Raw genomic sequence first — 20597 nt, forward strand, 5'->3', positions numbered from 1 at the left:
GTCCCGCTGGAGATCGGCTACGGGACGGCTCTCACCTCTGGTCTGGGCTCGACTGCTCATCGAGGACACTACGGACGAATTTCGCCTTCCCCGCCGTGTACGCCTCACGGTCCGTGGTGTGTTCCGTGGCCAATGTCCGTTTCAGCTCCGCGTAGCGATGCATGAGCACCGGATCAGCGCGCAGCGCATCGCGGAACGCCAGCTGCTCGGCCCAGCGCGGGCTGTTGGCCGGCAGAAGGTGTAGGTGCGCTGCACGGTGGTCGTCGATCACCTGGACCAGGAAGCGACGCCACGGCCTGGCGTCGAGTTCGGCGGGGACGAGGTGCCAACCATCAGGGGACAGGGCTTGTGCTACAGCGTCCGCACAACCGAGGTCGACTACCGCTGCCTGCACGTCGATCACCGGCTTGGCTGCCAGGCCGGGCACGGCCGTCGAGCCGACGTGTTGCGTCGGGGCAACCAGCCAGCAGGCCAGCACGATCTCCAGCTCCCGACACAGTTGCGCTCCGCGTCGCTGCCACTGCTCATCGGGTGGGTGTACATGTATCTGCTTCGTCGCCCACGTTGGCCACTGGCTCATGAGCACATCGTCCCATTCACCGATCGTCTTTCGGGACGCTCAGGGCGACCTGACGGATCGGCCGGCACATCGGGCCCATGGCTCAGCAGCCTTGCTCGCGTGGAGGAAAGCCACCTGCGTGCTGTAGCCGAGGACCTCGAACGAGCGAGGACGGGCATTCGAGGACGAGCTCACCGATGGCTCGGTTGCGGGCGCTGAGGGGTTGACGCCCAGGTCGCGCAGCCGCTCTATGACGGTGTTGGGGTGCAGGTGATGGCCGGCCAGTGTGCTGGGGAGGCTTGCAGAGTTGATTCCTCTGATCCAATACTCAGGCCACCTCGTGACGTCATCTGGATTACAGGCCGGGTGTCCATGCAGGTGGCCACTAGACACTGGGTCTGGCGCTGATCGGGGGGGCGACTATCTGGTGCCTGGGGGCCGCGCGGTATTGACAGGCCCGGGTTGATCTAGTCAGCGGCTCGTGGTCAGGACGGACGGGGGGTTGTGCCGCTGCCTTGTCGGCCCTTACGCAGCCCGATTTCGTATGCGGTGAAGGCGATCAGCGTCACCGTGATCAATGGGAGGACAAACCATGCCATCACGGCGGTAAGTCCTTCCAGTGCGTCGTGTGCGGTGGCAGCCAGGATGAGATACCCGAGGTAAACCAGATACAGGGCTACGAACAGGGCGCCTTCCCATCGCGCCACCGTGAAGCCGGTGAAGGCTACGGGCAGCAAGGCGATCGCGGCCGCCAACATTACCGGGATATCGAAGGCCAGGGCGGCGCTGGATACGGGAATGCCCTCGAGGGAGATCATGGCTGGCAACCCGAGCACGACTCCGATGTTGAAGAGGTTGCTGCCGACCACGTTGCCAATCGCCAAGTCACGTTCGCCACGGCGCACGGCGATGAGGGAAGTCGCCAGCTCAGGCAGAGATGTGCCGATGGCCACGACGGTTAAACCGACCACTAGGCTGCTCACCCCGAGCGTGGTGGCGGTGTTCACCGCGCCCTCGACGAGGAGCGTGGCCCCGGTTACCAGGAGAGCAACTCCGAACACCACGAGCAGAATCGACTTTCCGCTCGAGGCCACAGGCAGTTTCTGGGCCTGGGCGGAGGTGCCGATACCCGGGGAACCCTCAGCCAGCTGCATAAACAGGGGCCTTGGACTGTGTCCTTCTGCGGCCGATGGTGACGGTCAGCACGGTGTGAGCGACCACGGCACCGAACAGGATTAGCCCGTCTACCGCGCTGATCACCCCGTCGAGGCAGACCAGCACCAGCGCCGCGGACAGAGAAAGCATCAGGGGGAGATCAAAGCGCACCAACCGTTGTGTCGCGGCCAGCGGTAGAACTAGAGCGGAGAGGCCGAGAATGAGCAAGACGTTAGCAATGTTGCTGCCGACCACATTGCCCACCGCCAGTCCGGGTTCGTCGCGCAGGACCGCACCGATACTCACCGAAAGCTCGGGCGCCGACGTGGCCGCCGAGACCACGGTGAGCCCGACCACCAGGGAGGAAACCCCCGCTCGACGAGCCAAGGCGGAGGCCCCTCGCACCAGTACCTCCCCGCCCAGCACCAGCAGCACCAACCCGACAATGATCCGCCCCAGGTCTAGAAGGTCCATAAGTAGGAGTGTAAGGATCACAACCCGAGTCGCGATGAGCACTCCATCGACCCGGTTGAGCACCCGCATGAGGATCGGGATCTGGGACTTCAGCAGTGTCCCGGGCGTGGTGTGCGAGCGGCCCCCCGGGAGCATCCTGGCCCGCTCGGGCGCCAACCGCCGGTCGATCGTGGCCGCGCTCATCCGGGAGAGCAACTCAGCCTTGGCGACACCTCGGGGCTGTTCCCGAACACGGTGGTTCGGGGAGCACAAGGGCATCCCCGCACGGTCACGCTCCGCGTGAAGATCGGTCGCCGGACTCCTCTCCGATGTCCTTGAGCTCGTACGGCGCGAGCACCATGTGGAGGCACAACCACCAGGTGTAGACGCTGGCTGCTCCCCACAGGGCTGCATCGGTCACGAGTCCGTGGGCGATCTCGTTGCGCAAGTTCGGCCCGACCTGTTCGAGCAGCACCGACTGCAACTCGAAGGCGAGGTTTTCACCCAAGAACACCTTCGACTCAGGCATCTCGAGAAGCGAGCCGAGCGCCTTTTCGGTCTCAACTCCGTTGTCGCCGATGTTGAGCGTATGGAGACCTTGAGCCTTGAGCCGCAGTCGCACCATCTGCTCGATCTGCGGCACCAGGAGCGACAGCGCCGAGGGCATATCGCCGTTGAGTCCGTGCCAGATGCCTCGCGCCCACAGGCCGGCATGGCGAATGGGAACCGTCGGGGACTCCCGGCACACTGATTCCACGAACGCCAGGTCAAATCGGTGCTCGGTGCTGATGACCTCGAGCGCCGGTGCAATGAGAGTTTGGACGACGAGCCCGATCCGATGATGGTTGCGGCTCACCAACTCGTCGATGATTTCCTGTTCAGACGGCTCAGATGCGGGGTCACCCGCCCCAACGCTGACCTTGCGTCCGTCCCCGCTCATCGTGGACCTAGTCAGCAGCCGGAGGATGCCGTTCGCAAGGTGTTTGCGTGCAGACTCCGTCTGCTCATCGAGGTCGAACAGCGTCGCAATTCGGGAAAGGGCGAGCAGGGCCGCGGGACGCTCCAAGCCCGATACTCGGTTCTGAGCCTTCTTCACGAACTCATAGATCTCGATCGGTTCTCGCTCGAGCGGGCTCATCTCCTCGAGCGAGAGTTCGCGCAGTTCCCGCAGCCATTGTTGTCGCTGGCTGATCACCTCTTCAAGCCCATGGGCAGTGCGGTACTTGCGCGGCAACAACCGCAGCGCTTCGAGTGACTTCTCCAGCGGCCCGCTTGCACCGAGCGCGGAGCGCTCCCTCGCCATCCGCATCTCGGCTTCCGTCGCGTACGAGTCGGCAACCAGGGCCTGGCACCGGCAGGCGCCCTCATCACGCTGGCCGCGGTTCCACCATGCGGACGCTTCGCGCAGGAGCGCACGCTCGGCCCGGCTTCCTCGTGTTGTGTGTGTCGCGAACTCCTCCAACCGCTCTCCCAGGGCACGCGCCTGTTCGGGGGTGGTCTTGCCAGCACCCCGAAGGACCTCGGACACTTGTGCCTGGAGGTAACCGTTGCCCCCGTCGCCAGCGAGGAAGGCCACCAACGTGGACGTGAGTTTCTCCAACACGGCCGCGCCTGGCTTGCCTTGCCGTCGTGCCAGTTCCACGACCCGGCGGTAGCTGTCATGTCCAGAGCGTACCCACGCATCCCAGGTCAGCGGCACCGCCAGGTATGCATCGGCGGCCATGAGCGCCACCGTCGGATCGCGAGGGAACCGGTAGGTCCACACAACGTCGGCGATCCTGGCGCGCAGCACCACCGGCTCGATGATAGGGAGTGCCTGTGCGAGGAGCGTCAGTTCGGCTGCGTCGAGGTCGCTGGGAACAACCGTGCGCGATCCGCCTGACTCCATGGCCGGAGAGAACGGCTCGTCCCAAGAATCCGGGTTGAGCATCGCCGAGGTGGCACGCGCCATGGCAGTCAGCGTGCGTGATCGTACCGAGGAGCTGCCCTCGCTCTCGTGGGCGCGTTGCGCCAGATCTGCGAGCAGACAGTGCAGCACCTCCGCAGCCTCGAAGACGGCGACATCCTCGCTCTGGCTCACAGCCTCCCACCAGGAAGCATCGGGCACCTCATCTGCCGCCTCCTCGGCCTGGCAGGAAGTGCTGGATGCTGGCGGGGTCGTCGAGTCATCGTCGTTGGCCATGCCTCAACCCTAGGCAAGGCGCGGCACGAATACGGCGCGGCCGGCGGGCCATGCGCGAGGTGCCGAACAACCTCGGCGCGAGCAGCATGATCGGCCTACGGGACGTCAGTCAGCGCCAGCGCCTAGCGACGGCCAGGGTCGGGACGGACTGCTGCACGCGTCCTCAGGGTCGGCGGGCTCATAGCCGGTCACTGCCAGGTCCTCTTGCCAGGCCCTCATCGATGTCGGCTTGAGATCGTCGCTCTCGGACGAGTTCCGGGTGAACCAGAGAGCCCCCGCGATGCTGTCTGCAATCAGACGAACGCTTCCAACCCGCGAATGACCCAAGACATTATCGCGACCCCCTGCGCGCTGCTGCGACACTTACTCAGGGAGACTAATCGCGAGGACTGACTCTGACCATCGAAGCGGCGTCATTCCTCGATCGACTGCCAGCGGCCCTCCTTCTCCATGTCCGGAGGCGGAGGAAGGTCGGACGCCGTGTCGTTGTAGTGGGTGCTCACGGTGCTCACGTAGTCGCGCAGCATGCGATCCAACTCGGGTAGTTGCTCGTTTACAGTTGTCATGTGCTCGGACTTGATGCCCTTTTGCATAACGAACCCGAGTTCGGACAACTTGTTGATTTCCACGTCCAGGCGCTCCGCTTTCTCGACAGCCCACGAGGGACCGAGCACGCGGAGCGCGAGCACGGCACCACGAAACCTGTCCTTCGTGCGGTTGAACTCGTCCATCATCTCTGAAAGGCCCTCGGGGGCTCGTCGGTACTGCGCCTTCACGTAGATGCCGTGAAGCAGCGATCGAATAAGCCCGGCGGTGTCGCGCGCAAGTCCTACCGCTTGGAGCACCCGTTGCCGCTCTGCGGTTTCTTCTGCTTCTCGCGCCTGGCGTTCCGCGTCGCCGCGAAGCGTGCGCTGATTCAGCCACCATCCGAGGACGATGCCTGCCGGACCGAGCAGCCACGGGATCACGTCTTGCACCATGCCGAAATTGTGCCGCACAGCACCGACACTCGACCGGAACCAGGACCGCACGGGCGGCATAGTGGCGGAAGGCACCGGGTCTCGGGTTTGCGGCTTCGGACTGTCTCGCAAGCCGAACGTTCAACGCAGAAGCGCTCCGCTGACCTGCGCCAACGTCCGTGCTCATTCCGGGCCGTCCCGTTAGACCAGTCCGGTGATGTGACCGGTGAGGGGGCGTTATCTGAACGCGCTCTCGGTGACCCCGCAACAAGCGGGCGTGGCAGGCGCTGTCCAGCATCGGCTGGGGCGGGCCAGCGTGGTTCCAGGGCCACGAGGGCGTGTCATGCCGCATCCGCGTAGTGCCGCGACGAGGGACTCCACCCCAGGTATCGGTCCAGGGGTGCGCCTCCTCCCCCCGGGGAGGAGGTGGGGCACGCCCGATCTCGTCGCCAGGGACGTTCTACTCCCTCTCGGCCGCTCGTAGCGTCGTCAGTGTCGCCGGCAGCAGTGCCGGTGGGAACTGGAGCAGAGCACATGATCGAGGTGACGCACCTGACCAAGCGCTACGGCGCCGCGACGGCGGTGGACGACCTGTCCTTCACCGTGCGGCCCGGCACGGTCACCGGCTTCCTGGGACCGAACGGGGCCGGGAAGTCGACGACGATCCGGGCGGTCGTCGGGCTGGAGAGGCCGACGTCCGGTTCCGCCACCGTGGGTGGGCAGCGGTACGCCGACCTGCCCGCCCCGCTGCAGGAGGTCGGCACGATGCTCGACGGCCGGAACGCTCATCCCGGACGCACGGCGCTCGGCCACCTGATGGGACTGGCGCGCACGCACGGCATCGGTCGGGCGCGCGTCGAGCAGGTGATCGGTCTCGCCGGCCTGGAGTCCGTCGCCCGTCACCGGGTCCGGACCTTCTCACTGGGCATGGGCCAGCGACTGGGCGTCGCCGCGGCCCTGCTGGGAGACCCCGCCACCCTCATCCTCGACGAGCCGGTCAACGGCTTGGACCCCGACGGCGTGCGGTGGATCCGTCATCTGCTGCGGGCCCTGGCCGCCGAAGGGCGGACCGTGTTCCTGTCCTCCCACCTCATGAGTGAACTGACCGAGACCGCCGGCCGAGTCATCGTCATCGGACAGGGGCGGCTGCTGGCCGACGAGGACCTGCAGACGCTCGTGGCCGCGACGGCCGGCGCCGGTGTGGTGCGGGTCCGGGGGGTGGACCCCGGCCCTTTGGCCCGCGCGCTGGAGGACCGCGGGGCCACCGTCGTCATGTCGCAGGCGGGCGTGCTGGAGGTCACCGGCGCCGACGCCGGGGCGGTCGGCGCCCTCGCAGCGGACCTCGGGGTCACCCTGCTCGAGTTGTCCACCGTGTCGGGCACCCTCGAAGACGCATACCTGGTCCTGACGGCCCGACGCCGTGCAGTACCGGACCACGGCACCGGCCCGGACGGAAGAGACCCGATGAGCACCGTCGCCGACCTGCCCGCTCCCGTCGGCCTGCCAACGCGACCACGCGCTACCTTCGGCCGCGTCCTGGCCTCCGAGTGGTCCAAGGCCTGGGGCCTGCGTTCCACGCGGTGGGCGGCCGCGGTCATGGTGCTGCTCACCACCGGACTCGTCTACCTCAGCGGCATCGGCTCCCAGGTCGGCCCCGAGGGGTACGGCAGCCTCGCCTACTTCGTCACGAGCACACTCGTGATCACGCAGTTCCCGATCTTGCTCCTCGGGGTACTGCTGGGCAGCGGGGAGTTCTCCAGCCGGAGCGCCGGGCCGACGTTCGTCGCCGTCCCGTCCCGGACGCCAGTGCTGCTCGCCAAGGCGCTCGTGACGGTTCTGGCTCTCGGTGTCCTCATCGGCGCCACGGAGTACCCCGCCGGCGCGTCCCGTTCGACATTCCTCGCAGTCCCCCGCCGGTGCCCGTGCTCGCTGCTCAAGGGCTCACCGTCGCCGCAGCCGCGGCACTGACGGCGGTTGCGGCGCTGGGGGTCACCTTCCTCGCCATCCTGCCGCTCCGTGGCGAACTCGTACTCGCACTGGACCCCTCCGACCCGGAGGCCACCCGCATGCTGGGCGGCTTCGTCCTCTACCTCGTGGGCTCGGCGCTGCTGGGCACCGCCCTCGGCACCCTCGCGAGAGGGCCTGCTGCGGGTCTGGTCGCCGGGGTGGTGCTGGTGTTCCTCCTCGAACAGATCGTCGTGCTCCTTGGTGCTTCGTGGCTGGTGGCAGCCCTGCCGGGGTGGGCGGGACGGCTTGCGGTGGCCTCCGACGCCGGCGCCGCACAGAACGCCGCCCAGGCGGGAGTGGGCATCACCCCGTGGCTCGGCCTGGGCGTCATGGCGGTGTGGGTCGTCGTGCTCTTCCTGGTCGCCGCGGTGCGGCTACGGCGCAGCAGTATCTGAGGCCCGCACGTGAGTCGCGAGACGGTGGCCTGGCACACTCCAGGTGTGCCCCTCGATCTGTCCAGGACGTCCGCCGCGGCGACGGGCGCTCCCGGGTGGGTCCGGACCTGGATCGAGCGGGCCCGGCAGACCCTCGCCGAGCGGCCGGACCTCGCGGACAGGCTCGTCTGGCAGGGCTACCTCGTGGCGGCGCTGCTGGCGACCGCGACCTATCTGGTCCCCGGCGTCATCTGGTTCGCCCACCCCCCGGGGTCGCAGGGGGCTCTCACCATCGCGGGGGTCACGGCCGTCACTGGGCTCCTCGGTGCCTTCGCCCTACGGCAGCGCCGCAGTCGACCGGTCCGGACCGTCGTGCTCACGACGGCGCTGGCGGTGCTCAACGTCGCGGTCACCGGGGCGCCGGGCGCGACGGTGCTCGGCACGGCGCTGGCCATCCACGCGCTCGCCGCGGCATGGCCACCCGTACGGACCTGGCCGGCCGTCCTCGGCGCGCTCGTCGCGGTGAGCTTCGCGATGTTTGCCGGGCTCAGCCTCGATCTGGGGGGTGTGATCATCGGGCTCAGCAACCTGACCGCCGGCGCGCCGGACCACCCGCCCGGCCCCCTGACCCCGTCCGAGTGGAGCGGTTCTGGCAGGGCGATCGTCGCGAGCGACGCATCCCGTTTCCTCGAGGCGACCCTCGGCGCCTTGCTCCAGTTGACCGCCGTTGTGGCCGGACTCAGCGCCCGAAGCAGGCGTGAGCGGACGATCGCGATGCGGGCACAGGCGCAGGCGCTCGCGCGGGAGCACCGGCAGCACCTCCTCATGGCCCGTACCGCCGAGCGCACCACCATCGCCCGCGAGGTCCACGACGTCGTCGCGCACAGCATCTCGGTCATGGTCGCCCTCGCCGACGGCGCCACCGCCGTCGTCCCCCGGTCACCGGAGCAGGCGCGGGAGGCGATGCAGGAGGTCTCGGCGACCGGCAGGAGCGCGCTCGCGGACATGAAGCGTGTGCTCACGGCGTTGCACGAGACCGCCCCCGACCCCGCCGACGAGGTGGCGGACCTCACGGTCCTGGTCGACCGCTTCCGGGCAGCCGGCCTGCCCGTGACCGCCAGCGGGCTCAATGTCCAGGTCCCCGGTGCGGTCGCACTCGCGATGCGCCGGATCGTCGGTGAGGCGCTGACCAACGTCCTGCGGCACGCCCGCAGCGCCGAGCGGGTCACGCTCCGGATCGTCCGTACCCTCGACGCCGTGGCGATCGAGGTGCTCGACGACGGACGGCCCGCCGGGGCGTCCGACGCGCCGACGCAGGGGAGCGGACGCGGCCTCGTGGGGATCGGGGAACGCGCCGCGATCCTCGGCGGGAGCTGCGAGGCCGGGCCGCGGCCGGGAGGCGGGTGGCGCGTCGCGGTCACCCTGCCGATCGGGGCAGGACCCCACGACGACGGGAGGCGCGATGACGACGATCCTGCTGGCCGATGACCAGGCCCTGCTCCGCAAGGGCTTTCGCATGGTGCTGGAGTCCGAGCCGGACCTTCGCGTGGTCGGAGAAGCCGCCGACGGTCGGGTCGCTGTCGACCAGGTGGCGTCCCTCGGCCCTGACGTCGTCGTCATGGACGTCCGGATGCCCGGCGGCGACGGGATCGAGGCGACCAAGCGGATCGTCGCCGCGCACCCCGCGACGCGGGTGCTGGTGCTGACGACCTTCGACCTCGACGAGTACGCCTTCGGGGCGCTGCGCGCGGGCGCGAGCGGGTTCCTGCTTAAGAATGCCGAACCGGCCGAGCTGGTCGCCGCCGTCCGGGCCGTGGCAGCCGGGGAGGCCGTGGTGGCCCCGCGGGTCACCGAACTGCTGCTGGCGATGTTCTCCGCCCGGCTCCCCACTACCCCGGCTGAGCGCGACGTCGACAGGCGAGACCCACGCCTGTCCGGCCTCACGCCGCGTGAGGCCGACGTCCTGCGGTTGGTGGCTTCGGGGCTGTCGAACACCGAGGTCGCCGAACGTCTGCACCTGTCCACCACGACCCAAGACCCACACCGGCCACCTACTGTCCAAGCTGGGCCTGCGGGACCGGGTACAACTGGCGATCTTCGCCTACGAGAGCGGCCTGGTCCGGGTAGGCGGCAGTTGACTTCCGGCGGTCCGCTCGGACGGCGAGAACCCAACTCAGAAGTGCACCAACGCACCGATCGCGAACACCGAAGCCGCCAACGACGCGCAGACGAACTCGATGATCATCCCCAGCCCCATCGACTTCATCGCCTCCACGGACGAACGCAGCGCTGCCCGGAGGTCGCGCCGGCGGTACCATTCCGCGGCCAGGAGCCCGATGGCGAAGCCGAGGAACAGCCCGACGACCGGAATGACGAACATGCCCACGATGGCGCCGGCCACACCGACCAGGACCGGCGTGTTCGGGATGCGTTCTCGACGCATCTTCCGGCCGGTCAGGATCAATGAAGCGCTCATTCCCGCCAGGGCGAGCACCGCGCCGATGATGCCGGCCGTCCACGAGGCACCCGACCCAGGATCCAGGCCCAGCCGACGACGGTGATGAGAGTCAACGCTGATCCGGGCAGGATCGGGAAGATCGTGCCCAGCACCGCCACCGCGAGCAGCAGCGCAGCCACGACGGTGACGATCACGTCCAGTGTGGTGGGATCCATCGTTCAGGTCGTCCGCGCGGCGGCCGGCGCCTGGGTGGTGCCATAGGTGGCGCCCCAATGGTCCATTTGCTGCACCACCGCACGCAGCGTGGTGCCCAGTTCGGTGAGTGCGTACTCCACCTTCGGGGGCACCTGCGGGTGGACCGTGCGTTGAATGATGCCGTCCTCTTCCAGTTCCCGCAGTTGACGCGTCAGCGTGCGTTCGCTGGCGGTGGGCAGGCGTCGGTGCAACTCGTGGGTGCGGTGCACGCCGTGCTCCAGCAGGTGTTTGACGATGGTGAGTTTCCAGGCTCCCCCGAGGACGGCGACCGCGATCTCCACCGGACACACCTGCGCGGCTCGCTCAACCGATGCTCGCACGCTTCCTCCTCTCGGCCACGAATGGCCGTACCGGCACAGAATTTCGGTACTTCCGCCGTCGACGTCGGGCTGTGACAGTAGCAGCATGACGACGACGCCTCCCCACACGTTTCTCTGGGTCAGCGCCCACCCGGAGCCGGCTTCGCTGAACGGGCACCTGAGGCGCGATGCCGCGACGCACCTGCAGGGACGCGGCCACCAGGTGCTGCAGTCCGACCTGTACGCCATGGGCTGGAACCCTGTCCTCGGACCGGATGCCGTGCTCCCACGCCCAAGCCGGTTCAACCCCTCCGACGACGTACGGCGGGCCTACCTCACCGGGGGCCTCGCCCCGGACATCGTGGCCGAGCAGGAGAAACTGCTCGCGGCGGACGCCGTCGTGCTTCAGTTCCCCCTGTGGTGGTACGGGATGCCCGCCATCCTCAAGGGATGGTTCGACAAGGTGTTCCACTCCGGCTTCGCGTTCGGGAAGGACCCGGCCACGGGCCGCCGGCTGCGTTTCGAACAGGGGCCCTTCGCCGGCAAACGCGCCTTCGTCGTCGTCACGCTGGGCGATCGGCCCCGATCGATCGGGCCACGGGGCAAGAGCGGGGAACTGCAGGAGATGCTCTTCGGCCTGCTGCACGGGACCCTCGCCTACACCGGGATGCAGGTACTGGAGCCGCTGGCCGTCCCGAGTGCCGACGTCCTCGACAGCCACGGGTACAGCCAGGTCAGGGCGCACCTGCGCACCCGGTTGGACGCTTTCTTCACCGACGAGCCCATCGCCTACCGGCCGCAGTTCACCGGTCACTACACCCCCGAGTGGGAGTTGAGCGACCACATCCGGCCGGGTGAGACCGGGTTGTCGGTGCACGTGCTGGACCCTGGCGAGGCGGCTGAGGCGCGGCGCCGGGACGCTGCCGATTGGTGCTATGCAGGGTCGTCGATGTAGACGAAGTCGCCGACCTCCCCGAGCCCGACCTGCCACACATCCAGGGTGTAGGGCGCCCAGGCGCAGTCCACGTCGGCCTCCCACTCGATCTCGATCCACACCCTGGTGGGGTCGGCGTCCAGGTCAGCCTGGACGATGCTGCGCTCGGTACAGCTGTGGTAGCCGGTGACCAGCAGAAAGGCCGTGCTCGGATCCGCGTCCTGGACCGCCAGGAGTCCGGGGCCGGACTCGTCGAAGTCGGCCAGCGCCGCAGCCAGGCCGTCAAAGGAGTTCTGGTGCCGCACCGGCCCGGAGAAGTGCGACACCACCGCCTCCATCGCGTCACGGTCGACGGTGTTCTCATCCCAGGTAGCTAGGAGGTCACCGACCGCCGTCGGTCGCGCCGGTTCCGGGGCCGTCGTGCTGGAACCGGTGCCGGAGGTGATCGGAACCGAGCCGGGGACTTCGCCGCCGGTGAGGCTGAGGGGCACGGCCCACACATCGAGGGTGTAGGGCGACCAGTCACACACAGTGTCGGGATCAGGCGAGGCGACCTCGAAAACGACGCGGACGTCGTCGTCCTCGTGATCACGATGATCGCACTGGTCTCGGTGCACTGGTGGTAGCCGCCGATGACGAGGAAGTGCTCGGTCAGGTCAACCTGATCCAGTTCCACGAACTCGGCCGGATCGGCACCGGGCAACGTGCTCACCCAGTTGTCGACATCGACGGCGGAACCCAGCACCACCGCCTCGGCCAGGTTCACCTGCCCGACCCACTCCCGGCCATGGCCACCCTCGGAGTAGGTCGCGATCAGTTCACCGGCCTCCTGGTGGTCCGCCCCCGCCGCGCCACAGCCGGTGGCCACGCCCAGCACGACAGCAAGCGCTGCCGCGGATCTGATTCGATGCATTGCTCCACCCTCCCTGCATCCCCTATGTGCCGGGGGTGGCGATTGTGACAGCAGGATTCGAAACGCGCTCTGCGCTCATGCCGCAAGGGGTGTGCGTGCCGGTAATGCGAGGCCGTCCTCCTAGGGAGGGCTGAAGTCAGGCTGCCGTCCGGCTTGTTCGCGTGAATCGCCCGCCCACAACTTCCACTGCCACAACGTGAGTGCCATCGACATCCCGGTGCCAGCGATCGCGCCGACCTTGTTGCGTCGGTAGGCGGCCGTCATTGCGCCGACGAGCGAACCGCTGACCACGGCTGTCAGGGCCAGGATCATCGGCTCCGATTGAGGGTCCCGGGTCCAGGACTCTTCACCCAGGATGGCCCGCGTCGCGAACGAGGACGTTTCGTGAGCCGGCGGGGTTATCACCGGGTTGACCGCCATCCACGCGCCGATGGGCAGGTACAACCACCAGCGCCTCGTCCACAGGGGAACCAACAGCAGTGGGGTGCTCAGGAGCCTTGACCAGGCGCTGATCGGATGAGCGTGCCGCTGGAACAACCAGGCGTAGAAGGTCTCCTCGTGCGGCACGGGTCCAGCCTGATCGTCACGTGGCTTTGCCGCAAGCACCTCACCCCACGAGTTTCTGACGTATCCAGCCGAAACGTCCGGAACGTTACCACTTCGTGATGCCCGTCCCTTGACTTATGAACTTAAGCGGTTAAGCATAGGTTGTGACGGGTCACCCCCGTCGGCGGTAGCGATGTGGCCGTGACTTACGAGGAAGTGAGGATCCAGAACGATGAGAAGACGTGGACACGGGGCAATTGCCCTGGTTGCTGCCTCGGCCTTGGTGCTGGCAGCCTGCGCGGGGGAGGCCGACGACGTCGATCCGACCCCCGAAGGGGATGGCGGCGCGGGCGCCGAGGTCGATGAGGACACCGACGAGGAAACCGAAGGCCTGGCCGAGGTTGAGGAACTGGTCAGCGAATACCCGCGGGATGAGACCGTGTTCACCAGTGGGCAGCAATGGGGGCCGCCGTCCAGCTGGAACCCGATTACCCAGTCCGGTGAGGCCACCGGAGTGCGCGGCTTGCTGTACGAGCCGCTGTTCATGTTCCACCCCAATTCCCTGGAACTCGAGCCATGGTTGGCCGAAAGTGGGGAGTGGGTCTCCGACGACGTCTTCGAGATCAACCTGCGCGAGGGCCTGACCTGGTCCGACGGCGAGGCGCTCACCGCTGACGACGTGGTCTTCACCATCGAGCTCGGCGAGTACCCCCAGGTTCCCTGGTCGAACCTGTGGAACTGGCTCGATGAGGCCGAGGCCGTGGACGACACCACGGTGCGGTATACCTTCTCCGACCCCCGGTATGAGGAGTGGGACAACTTCCTCTACACCAACAACATCGTGCCCGAGCACATCTTCGGGGACTGGAGCGAGGACGACTACATCTCCAGCCAGAACGAGGACCCGGTGGGTTCTGGTGCCTACCTGTACTCCACCCACGGCCCGGACCGCATGGTGTGGGAACGCAACGACGACTGGTGGGGCATCGACGCGCTGGGGATGGAGATGCCGGCCCAGTACATCGTCGACATCGTCAACCCCTCCAACGAGGTCGCCCTCGGTCTGCTGCTGCAGGGCAACCTGGACCTGAGCAACAACTTCCTGCCCGGGATCAACACCCTGCCGACGACAGCGGCCAGGTGGAAACCTACTTCCCCGAAGCGCCCTACATGCTCTCGGAGAACACGGCAGCCCTGTTCCCGAACACCCTGCGTGAGCCGATGGACGACGCCGCGTTCCGGCAGGCGCTGGCGCACGCTATCAACGTGGACCAGATCGTCACCGGTGCCTACGGCAACATCGTCGAAGCCGCACACCCCTCCGGGATGTTGCCGGCATACGAGGAGTTCTACGCCGAGGACGTCACCTCCGAGCACGGTTTCAGTTACGACCCCGACACCGCCCGGAGCATCTTGTCCGACGCCGGCTATGAGGACAGTGACGGTGACGGGTACGTCGAAACACCTGATGGTGAGCCGATCGAGCTGTCCCTGATCGTGCCGGCCGGGTGGACCGACTGGATGGAGGCGGCCCGGGTCATTGCTGAAGGTGCCCAGGAAGCCGGCATCAACGTCGTCGCGGACTTCCCGGACGCCGGAGCGCTGGACGATGCCCGTGCCACGGGTGAGTTCGACCTCCTGCTGAACAACTTCTCGGGTGTGTCCAACACCCCCTGGACCTGGTTCAACTACGTGTTCCACCAGCCCATCCAGGAGCAGATGTTCCCCGGTAACTTCGGCCGGTACGAGAACGACGAGGCCTGGGATCTGGTACAGGAACTGGCCCGTACCGCGCAGGATGACCCCGCCTACATGGACATCATGGCCGATCTGCAGGAGATCACCATGACCGAGTTGCCGATGATCCCGCTCTGGTACAACGGGATGTGGGCGCAGTACAACACGGAGGTGTGGACCAACTGGCCCAACTCCGAGTCCGGTCCGGACTACTTCCCCAACACCTGGGGCGGCGGCTTCCACCAGGGCGGACTGCACACCCTGGCTGAGATCGAGCCGGCAGGCTGATCCGTCGGCGGTGCCCCACCACGAGCGGTGGGGCACCGCCATGGCTGTGGCGCGCTGAAGCGTAGGCGGCGCCGGCACCAGTTGGTGCCGGCGCATCTACCGGCGCTGCCGCCGGAACGTCGCCAGTCCAATCCACCTGAGACGAGGGAACGTGGGACGCTATCTCGTACGGAAGCTCGCGATCTACCTCGCCACGTTCGTCGTGGCGGTCAGCGTCAACTGGGCCATTCCACGACTGATGCCCGGTAACCCGGTGGATCGCATGATCGCGCGGGCCTCGGTGGCCCACCCGGAGGCCATCGGGCCGATGCGGGCGTACTACGAGGGGATCTTCGGGCTCGACCTGCCCGCCTGGCGCCAGTACATCAACTACTGGGCCGAACTACTGCAGGGAAACCTGGGCGTCAGCGTCTGGCTCTTTCCCGCCCAGGTCAGCGACGTGCTGTGGCAGGCAGTCCCATACACGTTGAGCTTGATGATCCCGGCGATCCTGCTCAGTTGGCTGATCGGCAACAAGGTGGGTGCGCTGACCGCACGCCGCAAGATCCTGGACAACACCATCCTGCCGCTGGGCTACCTGCTCAGCGCCACCCCGTACAGTGGGTCGCGATCCTGCTGGTGTGGGTGCTGGGCATCAATCTGGACTGGTTCCCGGTGGCCGGCGGTTATGACTTCTCCCTCCGGCCGACCTGGTCGGTCGGATTCGTGCTGAACCTGCTCACGCACTGGTTCCTGCCATTCCTGTCCCTGTTCCTCGTCGCCCTGGGCGGCTGGGCGATCGGGATGCGCAACGTCATCATCTACGAACTCGAAGCGGACTACGCCAACTACCTCGAAGCCCTCGGCGCCCCGCACCGCCTGGTGCGCCGCTACGCCTACCGCAACGCCCTGCTGCCGCAGATCACCGGGTTGGCGTTGCAACTGGGCACGGTCCTGGGTGGCGCGCTGGTCACCGAAGTGGTCTTCGCCTATCCCGGGTTGGGCTACCTGATCCTGCAGGCGATCCAGAACCAGGACTTCTTCCTGCTTCAAGGTGCCCTGTTGTTCGTGGTGGTCGGCGTGCTCGTCGCGAACTTCATCATCGACCTGGCCTACGTGTGGTCGACCCACGAACCCGAACCGGAATGCAGGAGGCGAACGCATGAGCACCACACCTCCACCCGTTGCCGGCGCCGCACGGGAACCCACCAAGGAACTTCCCGGCGATGCCCTCGAGGCAACCGACACCGCTGCGGCCACCCCCGGGACGGGGCGAGCGCGCAAGGGCAAGCGCAACGAGACGCTGTACTTCGCTCTGCGCAACCCCAAGGTGGTCGGCGCCCTCGTCGTCGTGCTCGGGCTCTTCGGCCTGGGCATGATCGCCCCGCTCACCTTCGATCACGGCCCGATGGACTACGTCGGCGCAGCCATCGAACCCCCCTCGGCCGAACACTGGTTCGGCACCACGATGTTCGGCCAGGACGTGTTCACCCAGTTCGTGGCCGGTCTGCGGTCCACCTACATGGTGGGTGTCCTGGCGGCCAGCCTGGCCGCAGTGGTGGGGATGACGATCGGGTTCGTAGCCGGTTACCGCGGGGGCTGGATCGACGAAATCCTCACATGCTCACCAACGTGGTGCTGGTGATCCCCGGCTTCGTGGTGCTCATCGTCATCAACGCCTACCTGGGCGTGCGCAGCGTGCCGCTGCAGGCGCTGTACATCGGATTGTTCTCCTGGCCTTGGGTGGCCCGGGCGGTACGCGCCCAGACGTTCTCGCTACGCGCCCGGGAGTTCGTGGACCTGGCCAAGCTCTCCGGCCTGTCCACCGGTGCGATCATCCGCCGCGAGATCGCCCCGAACATGTACTCCTACCTGTTCATGACCTTCGTGCTGCTGTTCGGCGGATCGATCCTGACCGCCGCGTCGCTGGACTTCATCGGGCTGGGCCCCACGAATGCGATGTCACTGGGCCTGATGATGAACCAGGCCGTGCAGTGGAGTGCGCTGCACCTGGGCATGTGGTGGTGGTTCGTGCCGCCGGGGATCGGTATCACCGCGATCGTCGGATCGCTGTACATCATGAATGTGGGCCTGGATGAGGTCTTCAACCCCAAGTTGAGGGGGAGACCTGAGATGAGTCTGGACGTCGAAGACCTGAGGGTCTACTACCGCACCCTGTCCGGGGACGTCAAAGCCCTCGACGGAGTCACGTTCTCCATCGCCGACGGCGAGATCATGGGGATCGCCGGGGAATCCGGCTGCGGCAAGTCCACCCTCGGCAAATCCCTGATCCGGTTCGACACCCGGATGCGCCACATCGGCGGCAGCGTGCAACTGGACGGGGAGAAGCTGCCGGTCGGCGACGACAAGGCGATGCGCCCCTACCGGTTCCACGAGATCTCGCTCATCCCGCAGTACGCGATGAGCGCGATGAATCCCACCCGCAAGATCGGCCGGATGATCCGGGAACTGGTCCGCTCCCGCGGGATCTCCTACGAGCAGCTCCTACCCGAACTGCACCGCCGGCTCGAACTGGTGGGGCTGGACACCGAGGTGCTGGCGCGCTACCCGATCGAACTGTCCGGCGGGATGAAGCAGCGCATGGTGCTGGTGCTGTCCACCCTGCTGGACCCGTCCCTGCTGATCGGTGACGAGGTGACCTCCGCGCTGGATGTGTCCAGCCAGAAGGCGGTGGCCCGGGCACTGGTGGAGTTCCGCGACCGCGGCTTCGTGCGCTCGATGATCGTCATCACCCACGACATCTCGGTGCTCTACCAGATCGCCGACACCATCATGGTGATGTACGCCGGGCAACTGGCGGAGAAGGCCTCGGCCGAGACGATCATCCACAACCCCAAGCACCCCTACACCAAGTTGCTCATCGGGGCGCTGCCGGAGGTGGGCGAGCGGTACGACGGCACCCAGCTCGAGGGCATTCCCGGACGCCCGCCGGCGCTGCTGGACCCACCGGCCGGTTGCCGGTTCCGGGACAGGTGCCCACTCGCGCACGACCGATGCGTGGAGACCCCTCCCTTCGTGGAGATCGAACCGGGCCACCAGGTGGCCTGCTGGGCGGTGACGCACTGATGTTGAGCATGCGCGATGTGAACAAGGTCTACAGCGTCGGCACCTTCGGCACCGGCAGTCTGCACGCGGTGAAGAACGTCAGTTTCGACGTCGGTCAGGGTGAAGTGGTCTCGCTGATCGGGGAGTCCGGGTCCGGCAAGTCCACCCTGGGCAAGATGGCGCTACGCCTGACCTCGACCACCTCCGGTCAGATCACCTTCGCCGGAACCGACGTGCTGGGCCTGAACCGCCGCGACCTCCGCGGCTACTACCGCCGCGCACAGGGGGTGTTCCAGGACCCCTTCAGTTCCTACAACCCGATCTTCCCCATCGATCGCACCTTCGATGCCCTGCGGCGAACCAACTTCGCCTCCATGTCCAACAAGGAGTGGCAGGGCAAGGTCGACGACGCGATCAACGCCGTCGGCCTCGAACCCGGGACCGTGCGCGGCAAGTACCCTCATCAACTCTCCGGCGGCCAGTTGCAGCGGCTGCTGATCGCCCGCGCGCTGTTGCTGGACATCGAGTTCCTGGTAGCCGATGAGATCATCTCGATGCTGGACGCCTCCACCCGGATCGACGTGCTGAATCTGCTCGGAGACCTGAAGCAACGCGGACTGAGCATCCTGTTCATCACCCACGACCTATCCCTGGGCAACTACGTCAGCGACCGGGTGGTGATCCTGCACCGCGGCCGGATCGTGGAGCAGGGCGTGACGAGCGCGGTCTTCAGCGAACCCTTGCACCCCTACACCCGCAACCTGCTCGCCTCGGTGCCGCAACTGAACCGGCGCTGGGACGAGGTGGAGGCCGAGGAGGCCGAGCGCTCCGCGGTCCTGGCCGGCCGCTGCCTGTTCCACGAGCACGACGACGCCGCCTCCGCACCCCGCTACGGCACCGTCGAGGTGGCCCCCGGTCACCAGGTGGGCTGCTTCAGCCTCGACGCCGACGAGGTGTGCCCGATGACCGAAGCGAGACGTTCAATGACCGGAGCCGACCGATGACCACCACCCAGTCCGAGCCGACCACCACGGCGCTGGCCGCACGATTCCCCAGGGACTTCGCCTTCGGCGCCGCCACCGCGTCCTACCAGATCGAGGGCGCCGCCCGCGAGGACGGCCGCGGCGTCAGCATCTGGGACACCTTCGCCCAGGTGCCCGGGAAGGTGCTCGGCCAGCAGAACGGTGACGTGGCGGTGGACCACTATCACCGGTTCGCCGAGGACGTAGCGATCATGGCGGACCTGGGATTGACCTCCTACCGCTTCTCCATCGCCTGGCCCCGCATCATCCCCGAGGGCACCGGCGCGGTGGAACAACGCGGGCTGGACTTCTACCGCCGGCTGCTGCAGACCGTCCGGGAGGCCGGTATCGAACCGGTGGCCACCCTGTACCACTGGGACCTTCCACAACCGCTGCAGGACCGCGGCGGCTGGGCGAACCGGGACACCGTGGCCGCCTTCACCCGCTACGCCGAGGTGGCCCATGGCGAGTTGGGTGACCTGGTGGACACCTGGATGACCATCAACGAACCGTGGTGCGCCGCCTTCCTCGGCTACGGCTACGGCGTACACGCGCCCGGCCTGACCGACCCGCGGGCCGCCCTGCGTGCCGCGCACCATCTGCTGCTGGCCCACGGCCGGGCGGTGCAGACCATGCGTGCCCAGGACCAGGCCCACCGGTACGGGATCGTGCCGAACCTGTACGGGGTGGTCACCGGTGACTCCGGGGATCCCGAGGCGGACCGGCGCGCGGCGGACACCGCCGATGTGCTGCAGAACCGGCTCTGGCTCGATGCCACCCTGCTCGGGACCTACCCCGAGGAGGTGGCGGCCCTGCAGGAGCGCTTCGGTGCCGCGGACGCGGTGCACCACGGCGACCTGGAGGTGATCGCACAGCCACTGGACGTCCTCGGGGTGAACTACTACAGCCAACACCACGTGATCGGCACCGAACCGGTGCCGGCCACCGAGCCGGAACAGGCGGGCCAGGAGCACGTGGAGCAGTTGCCGCCACCGCACCCGCGTACCGCGATGGGCTGGAGTATCGAGCCCCACGGTCTGCGGGACCTCCTGATCCGGCTGAAGCGGGAGTGGCCGGTGCCCCCGATCATGATCACCGAGAACGGGGCCGCCTTCGATGACGAACTCATCGACGGTGCCGTGCACGATCACGACCGGCGCGACTACCTGTCCTCGCACATCGAGGCGGTGGCCGAGGCGGTCGAAGCGGGGGTGGACGTGCGCGGTTACTTCGCCTGGTCGCTGCTGGACAACTACGAGTGGGCCTTCGGCTACGACAAACGGTTCGGCATCGTGCACGTGGACTACGCCACCCAGGCCCGCACCATCAAGGACAGCGGCCACTGGTACCGCGATCTGACCACCGCCCACCGCGCCCACCACGCCGACACCTGATCACCGAGCCACCACCC

22 protein-coding genes and 3 pseudogenes are annotated in these 20597 nt (G+C 67.3%); 14 read left to right on the forward strand and 11 right to left on the reverse strand.

The features are described from left to right. Positions 1-31 precede the first annotated feature (31 nt). From ACRRRO_RS07890 to ACRRRO_RS07900, 3 genes are all read right to left on the reverse strand, one after another. A complete protein-coding gene (locus ACRRRO_RS07890) occupies positions 32-580 on the reverse strand; it encodes a GrpB family protein (RefSeq protein WP_424792915.1) in 549 nt (182 codons plus the stop codon). 464 nt (positions 581-1044) lie between these two features. Continuing rightward, positions 1045-1713 carry a sodium:calcium antiporter gene (locus tag ACRRRO_RS07895; RefSeq protein WP_434081343.1) on the reverse strand — a complete coding sequence of 223 codons (669 nt, stop codon included), beginning with the start codon at positions 1711-1713 and terminating at the stop codon, positions 1045-1047. After that, positions 1700-2188: a sodium:calcium antiporter gene (locus tag ACRRRO_RS07900; RefSeq protein WP_434081344.1), complete on the reverse strand. Its 489-nt coding sequence runs from the start codon at positions 2186-2188 to the stop codon at positions 1700-1702. The genes ACRRRO_RS07895 and ACRRRO_RS07900 overlap by 14 nt, the downstream gene beginning before the upstream one ends. 34 nt (positions 2189-2222) lie before the next feature. On the opposite strand from ACRRRO_RS07900, the gene ACRRRO_RS07905 reads away from it, so the two are divergent. Further along, positions 2223-2471, forward strand: a complete 249-nt coding sequence (locus ACRRRO_RS07905) for a hypothetical protein (RefSeq protein WP_434081345.1) — start codon at positions 2223-2225, stop codon at positions 2469-2471. Here the strand turns inward: ACRRRO_RS07905 and ACRRRO_RS07910 are convergent. After that, a complete protein-coding gene (locus ACRRRO_RS07910; protein WP_424795536.1) occupies positions 2457-4349 on the reverse strand; it encodes a DUF4209 domain-containing protein in 1893 nt (630 codons plus the stop codon). The genes ACRRRO_RS07905 and ACRRRO_RS07910 overlap by 15 nt on opposite strands. Positions 4350-4762: 413 nt before the next feature. Further along, positions 4763-5329: a hypothetical protein gene (locus ACRRRO_RS07915; protein WP_424795535.1), complete on the reverse strand. Its 567-nt coding sequence runs from the start codon at positions 5327-5329 to the stop codon at positions 4763-4765. Positions 5330-5842: 513 nt separating this feature from the next. Here ACRRRO_RS07915 and ACRRRO_RS07920 point away from each other — a divergent pair. The 4 genes and pseudogenes from ACRRRO_RS07920 to ACRRRO_RS07935 all read left to right on the forward strand — a co-directional run bounded on the left by ACRRRO_RS07920 (position 5843) and on the right by ACRRRO_RS07935 (position 9827). Continuing rightward, the gene (locus tag ACRRRO_RS07920) at positions 5843-7276 is read left to right on the forward strand and encodes an ABC transporter ATP-binding protein (protein ID WP_434081346.1); all 1434 of its coding nucleotides are present in this window, start codon (positions 5843-5845) and stop codon (positions 7274-7276) included. Then, on the forward strand, positions 7231-7710 hold the full coding sequence (locus ACRRRO_RS07925; protein WP_434081347.1) for a hypothetical protein: 480 nt from the start codon (positions 7231-7233) through the stop codon (positions 7708-7710). Before ACRRRO_RS07920 ends, ACRRRO_RS07925 begins: the two co-directional genes overlap by 46 nt. A gap of 45 nt (positions 7711-7755) precedes the next feature. Beyond that, complete coding sequence (locus ACRRRO_RS07930; protein WP_424795532.1) at positions 7756-9177, forward strand: sensor histidine kinase; 1422 nt, start codon at positions 7756-7758, stop codon at positions 9175-9177. Continuing rightward, a pseudogene (locus ACRRRO_RS07935) lies at positions 9152-9827 on the forward strand (response regulator). Before ACRRRO_RS07930 ends, ACRRRO_RS07935 begins: the two are co-directional and overlap by 26 nt. A gap of 35 nt (positions 9828-9862) precedes the next feature. Here ACRRRO_RS07935 and ACRRRO_RS07940 read toward each other — a convergent pair. From ACRRRO_RS07940 to ACRRRO_RS07950, 3 genes are read right to left on the reverse strand one after another with little or no spacing between them, the layout of a single operon-like run. Continuing rightward, positions 9863-10183, reverse strand: a complete 321-nt coding sequence (locus ACRRRO_RS07940) for a DUF456 domain-containing protein (protein ID WP_434081348.1) — start codon at positions 10181-10183, stop codon at positions 9863-9865. Then, complete coding sequence (locus tag ACRRRO_RS07945) at positions 10162-10362, reverse strand: hypothetical protein (protein WP_434081349.1); 201 nt, start codon at positions 10360-10362, stop codon at positions 10162-10164. The genes ACRRRO_RS07940 and ACRRRO_RS07945 overlap by 22 nt, the downstream gene beginning before the upstream one ends. A gap of 3 nt (positions 10363-10365) precedes the next feature. Further along, a complete protein-coding gene (locus tag ACRRRO_RS07950) occupies positions 10366-10722 on the reverse strand; it encodes a winged helix-turn-helix transcriptional regulator (protein ID WP_424795529.1) in 357 nt (118 codons plus the stop codon). Positions 10723-10807: 85 nt separating this feature from the next. On the opposite strand from ACRRRO_RS07950, the gene ACRRRO_RS07955 reads away from it, so the two are divergent. Then, positions 10808-11656, forward strand: a complete 849-nt coding sequence (locus ACRRRO_RS07955; RefSeq protein WP_424795528.1) for an NAD(P)H-dependent oxidoreductase — start codon at positions 10808-10810, stop codon at positions 11654-11656. On the opposite strand, the gene ACRRRO_RS07960 is transcribed toward ACRRRO_RS07955, so the two are convergent. From ACRRRO_RS07960 to ACRRRO_RS07970, 3 genes are all read right to left on the reverse strand, one after another. After that, a complete protein-coding gene (locus tag ACRRRO_RS07960; protein ID WP_434081350.1) occupies positions 11635-11973 on the reverse strand; it encodes a hypothetical protein in 339 nt (112 codons plus the stop codon). The two genes, ACRRRO_RS07955 and ACRRRO_RS07960, sit on opposite strands and share 22 nt — an antisense overlap. 35 nt (positions 11974-12008) lie before the next feature. Then, positions 12009-12548 carry a hypothetical protein gene (locus ACRRRO_RS07965; protein ID WP_434081351.1) on the reverse strand — a complete coding sequence of 180 codons (540 nt, stop codon included), beginning with the start codon at positions 12546-12548 and terminating at the stop codon, positions 12009-12011. Between the two features lie 120 nt (positions 12549-12668). Next, positions 12669-13115 carry a DUF6653 family protein gene (locus tag ACRRRO_RS07970; protein ID WP_434081352.1) on the reverse strand — a complete coding sequence of 149 codons (447 nt, stop codon included), beginning with the start codon at positions 13113-13115 and terminating at the stop codon, positions 12669-12671. Between the two features lie 523 nt (positions 13116-13638). Here ACRRRO_RS07970 and ACRRRO_RS07975 point away from each other — a divergent pair. The 8 genes and pseudogenes from ACRRRO_RS07975 to ACRRRO_RS08010 form a co-directional block, all read left to right on the forward strand. After that, a pseudogene (locus ACRRRO_RS07975) lies at positions 13639-14166 on the forward strand (ABC transporter substrate-binding protein); the annotation flags it as partial. A gap of 149 nt (positions 14167-14315) precedes the next feature. Next, positions 14316-15119, forward strand: a complete 804-nt coding sequence (locus tag ACRRRO_RS07980) for an ABC transporter substrate-binding protein (RefSeq protein ID WP_434081353.1) — start codon at positions 14316-14318, stop codon at positions 15117-15119. A 151-nt stretch (positions 15120-15270) separates the two neighbouring features. Next, complete coding sequence (locus ACRRRO_RS07985; protein WP_434081354.1) at positions 15271-15831, forward strand: hypothetical protein; 561 nt, start codon at positions 15271-15273, stop codon at positions 15829-15831. Beyond that, positions 15744-16160 (forward strand): annotated as a pseudogene (locus ACRRRO_RS07990) (ABC transporter permease subunit); the annotation flags it as partial. The gene ACRRRO_RS07985 and the pseudogene ACRRRO_RS07990, both read left to right, overlap by 88 nt. A gap of 100 nt (positions 16161-16260) precedes the next feature. Beyond that, positions 16261-16743, forward strand: coding sequence for a hypothetical protein (locus tag ACRRRO_RS07995; RefSeq protein WP_434081634.1), 483 nt, complete (start codon positions 16261-16263; stop codon positions 16741-16743). Next, on the forward strand, positions 16719-18185 hold the full coding sequence (locus ACRRRO_RS08000) for a dipeptide/oligopeptide/nickel ABC transporter permease/ATP-binding protein (RefSeq protein WP_434081568.1): 1467 nt from the start codon (positions 16719-16721) through the stop codon (positions 18183-18185). Before ACRRRO_RS07995 ends, ACRRRO_RS08000 begins: the two co-directional genes overlap by 25 nt. 8 nt (positions 18186-18193) lie before the next feature. Further along, the gene (locus ACRRRO_RS08005; protein ID WP_424795523.1) at positions 18194-19168 is read left to right on the forward strand and encodes an ABC transporter ATP-binding protein; all 975 of its coding nucleotides are present in this window, start codon (positions 18194-18196) and stop codon (positions 19166-19168) included. Further along, positions 19165-20580 carry a GH1 family beta-glucosidase gene (locus ACRRRO_RS08010; RefSeq protein WP_424795522.1) on the forward strand — a complete coding sequence of 472 codons (1416 nt, stop codon included), beginning with the start codon at positions 19165-19167 and terminating at the stop codon, positions 20578-20580. Before ACRRRO_RS08005 ends, ACRRRO_RS08010 begins: the two co-directional genes overlap by 4 nt. The last annotated feature ends 17 nt before the right edge of the window (positions 20581-20597 follow it).

This window comes from Sanguibacter sp. Z1732, assembly GCF_051020515.1.
In the GTDB taxonomy this organism is placed as follows: domain Bacteria; phylum Actinomycetota; class Actinomycetes; order Actinomycetales; family Beutenbergiaceae; genus CALKWS01.

Excerpts from the sequence above, each read along its gene's own strand:
- ACRRRO_RS07890 (WP_424792915.1), bottom strand. The coding sequence starts at position 580 with ATGAGCCAGTGGCCAACGTGGGCGACGAAGCAGATACATGTACACCCA.
- ACRRRO_RS07920 (WP_434081346.1), top strand. The coding sequence starts at position 5,843 with ATGATCGAGGTGACGCACCTGACCAAGCGCTACGGCGCCGCGACGGCG.
- ACRRRO_RS07955 (WP_424795528.1), top strand. The coding sequence starts at position 10,808 with ATGACGACGACGCCTCCCCACACGTTTCTCTGGGTCAGCGCCCACCCG.
- ACRRRO_RS07960 (WP_434081350.1), bottom strand. The coding sequence starts at position 11,973 with ATGGAGGCGGTGGTGTCGCACTTCTCCGGGCCGGTGCGGCACCAGAAC.
- ACRRRO_RS08010 (WP_424795522.1), top strand. The coding sequence starts at position 19,165 with ATGACCACCACCCAGTCCGAGCCGACCACCACGGCGCTGGCCGCACGA.
- ACRRRO_RS07905 (WP_434081345.1), top strand. The coding sequence starts at position 2,223 with ATGAGCACTCCATCGACCCGGTTGAGCACCCGCATGAGGATCGGGATC.
- ACRRRO_RS07915 (WP_424795535.1), bottom strand. The coding sequence starts at position 5,329 with ATGGTGCAAGACGTGATCCCGTGGCTGCTCGGTCCGGCAGGCATCGTC.
- ACRRRO_RS07995 (WP_434081634.1), top strand. The coding sequence starts at position 16,261 with ATGAGCACCACACCTCCACCCGTTGCCGGCGCCGCACGGGAACCCACC.
- ACRRRO_RS07980 (WP_434081353.1), top strand. The coding sequence starts at position 14,316 with ATGGACGACGCCGCGTTCCGGCAGGCGCTGGCGCACGCTATCAACGTG.
- ACRRRO_RS08005 (WP_424795523.1), top strand. The coding sequence starts at position 18,194 with ATGCGCGATGTGAACAAGGTCTACAGCGTCGGCACCTTCGGCACCGGC.
- ACRRRO_RS07945 (WP_434081349.1), bottom strand. The coding sequence starts at position 10,362 with ATGGATCCCACCACACTGGACGTGATCGTCACCGTCGTGGCTGCGCTG.
- ACRRRO_RS07900 (WP_434081344.1), bottom strand. The coding sequence starts at position 2,188 with ATGGACCTTCTAGACCTGGGGCGGATCATTGTCGGGTTGGTGCTGCTG.
- ACRRRO_RS07910 (WP_424795536.1), bottom strand. The coding sequence starts at position 4,349 with ATGGCCAACGACGATGACTCGACGACCCCGCCAGCATCCAGCACTTCC.
- ACRRRO_RS07895 (WP_434081343.1), bottom strand. The coding sequence starts at position 1,713 with ATGCAGCTGGCTGAGGGTTCCCCGGGTATCGGCACCTCCGCCCAGGCC.
- ACRRRO_RS08000 (WP_434081568.1), top strand. The coding sequence starts at position 16,719 with ATGCTCACCAACGTGGTGCTGGTGATCCCCGGCTTCGTGGTGCTCATC.
- ACRRRO_RS07965 (WP_434081351.1), bottom strand. The coding sequence starts at position 12,548 with ATGCATCGAATCAGATCCGCGGCAGCGCTTGCTGTCGTGCTGGGCGTG.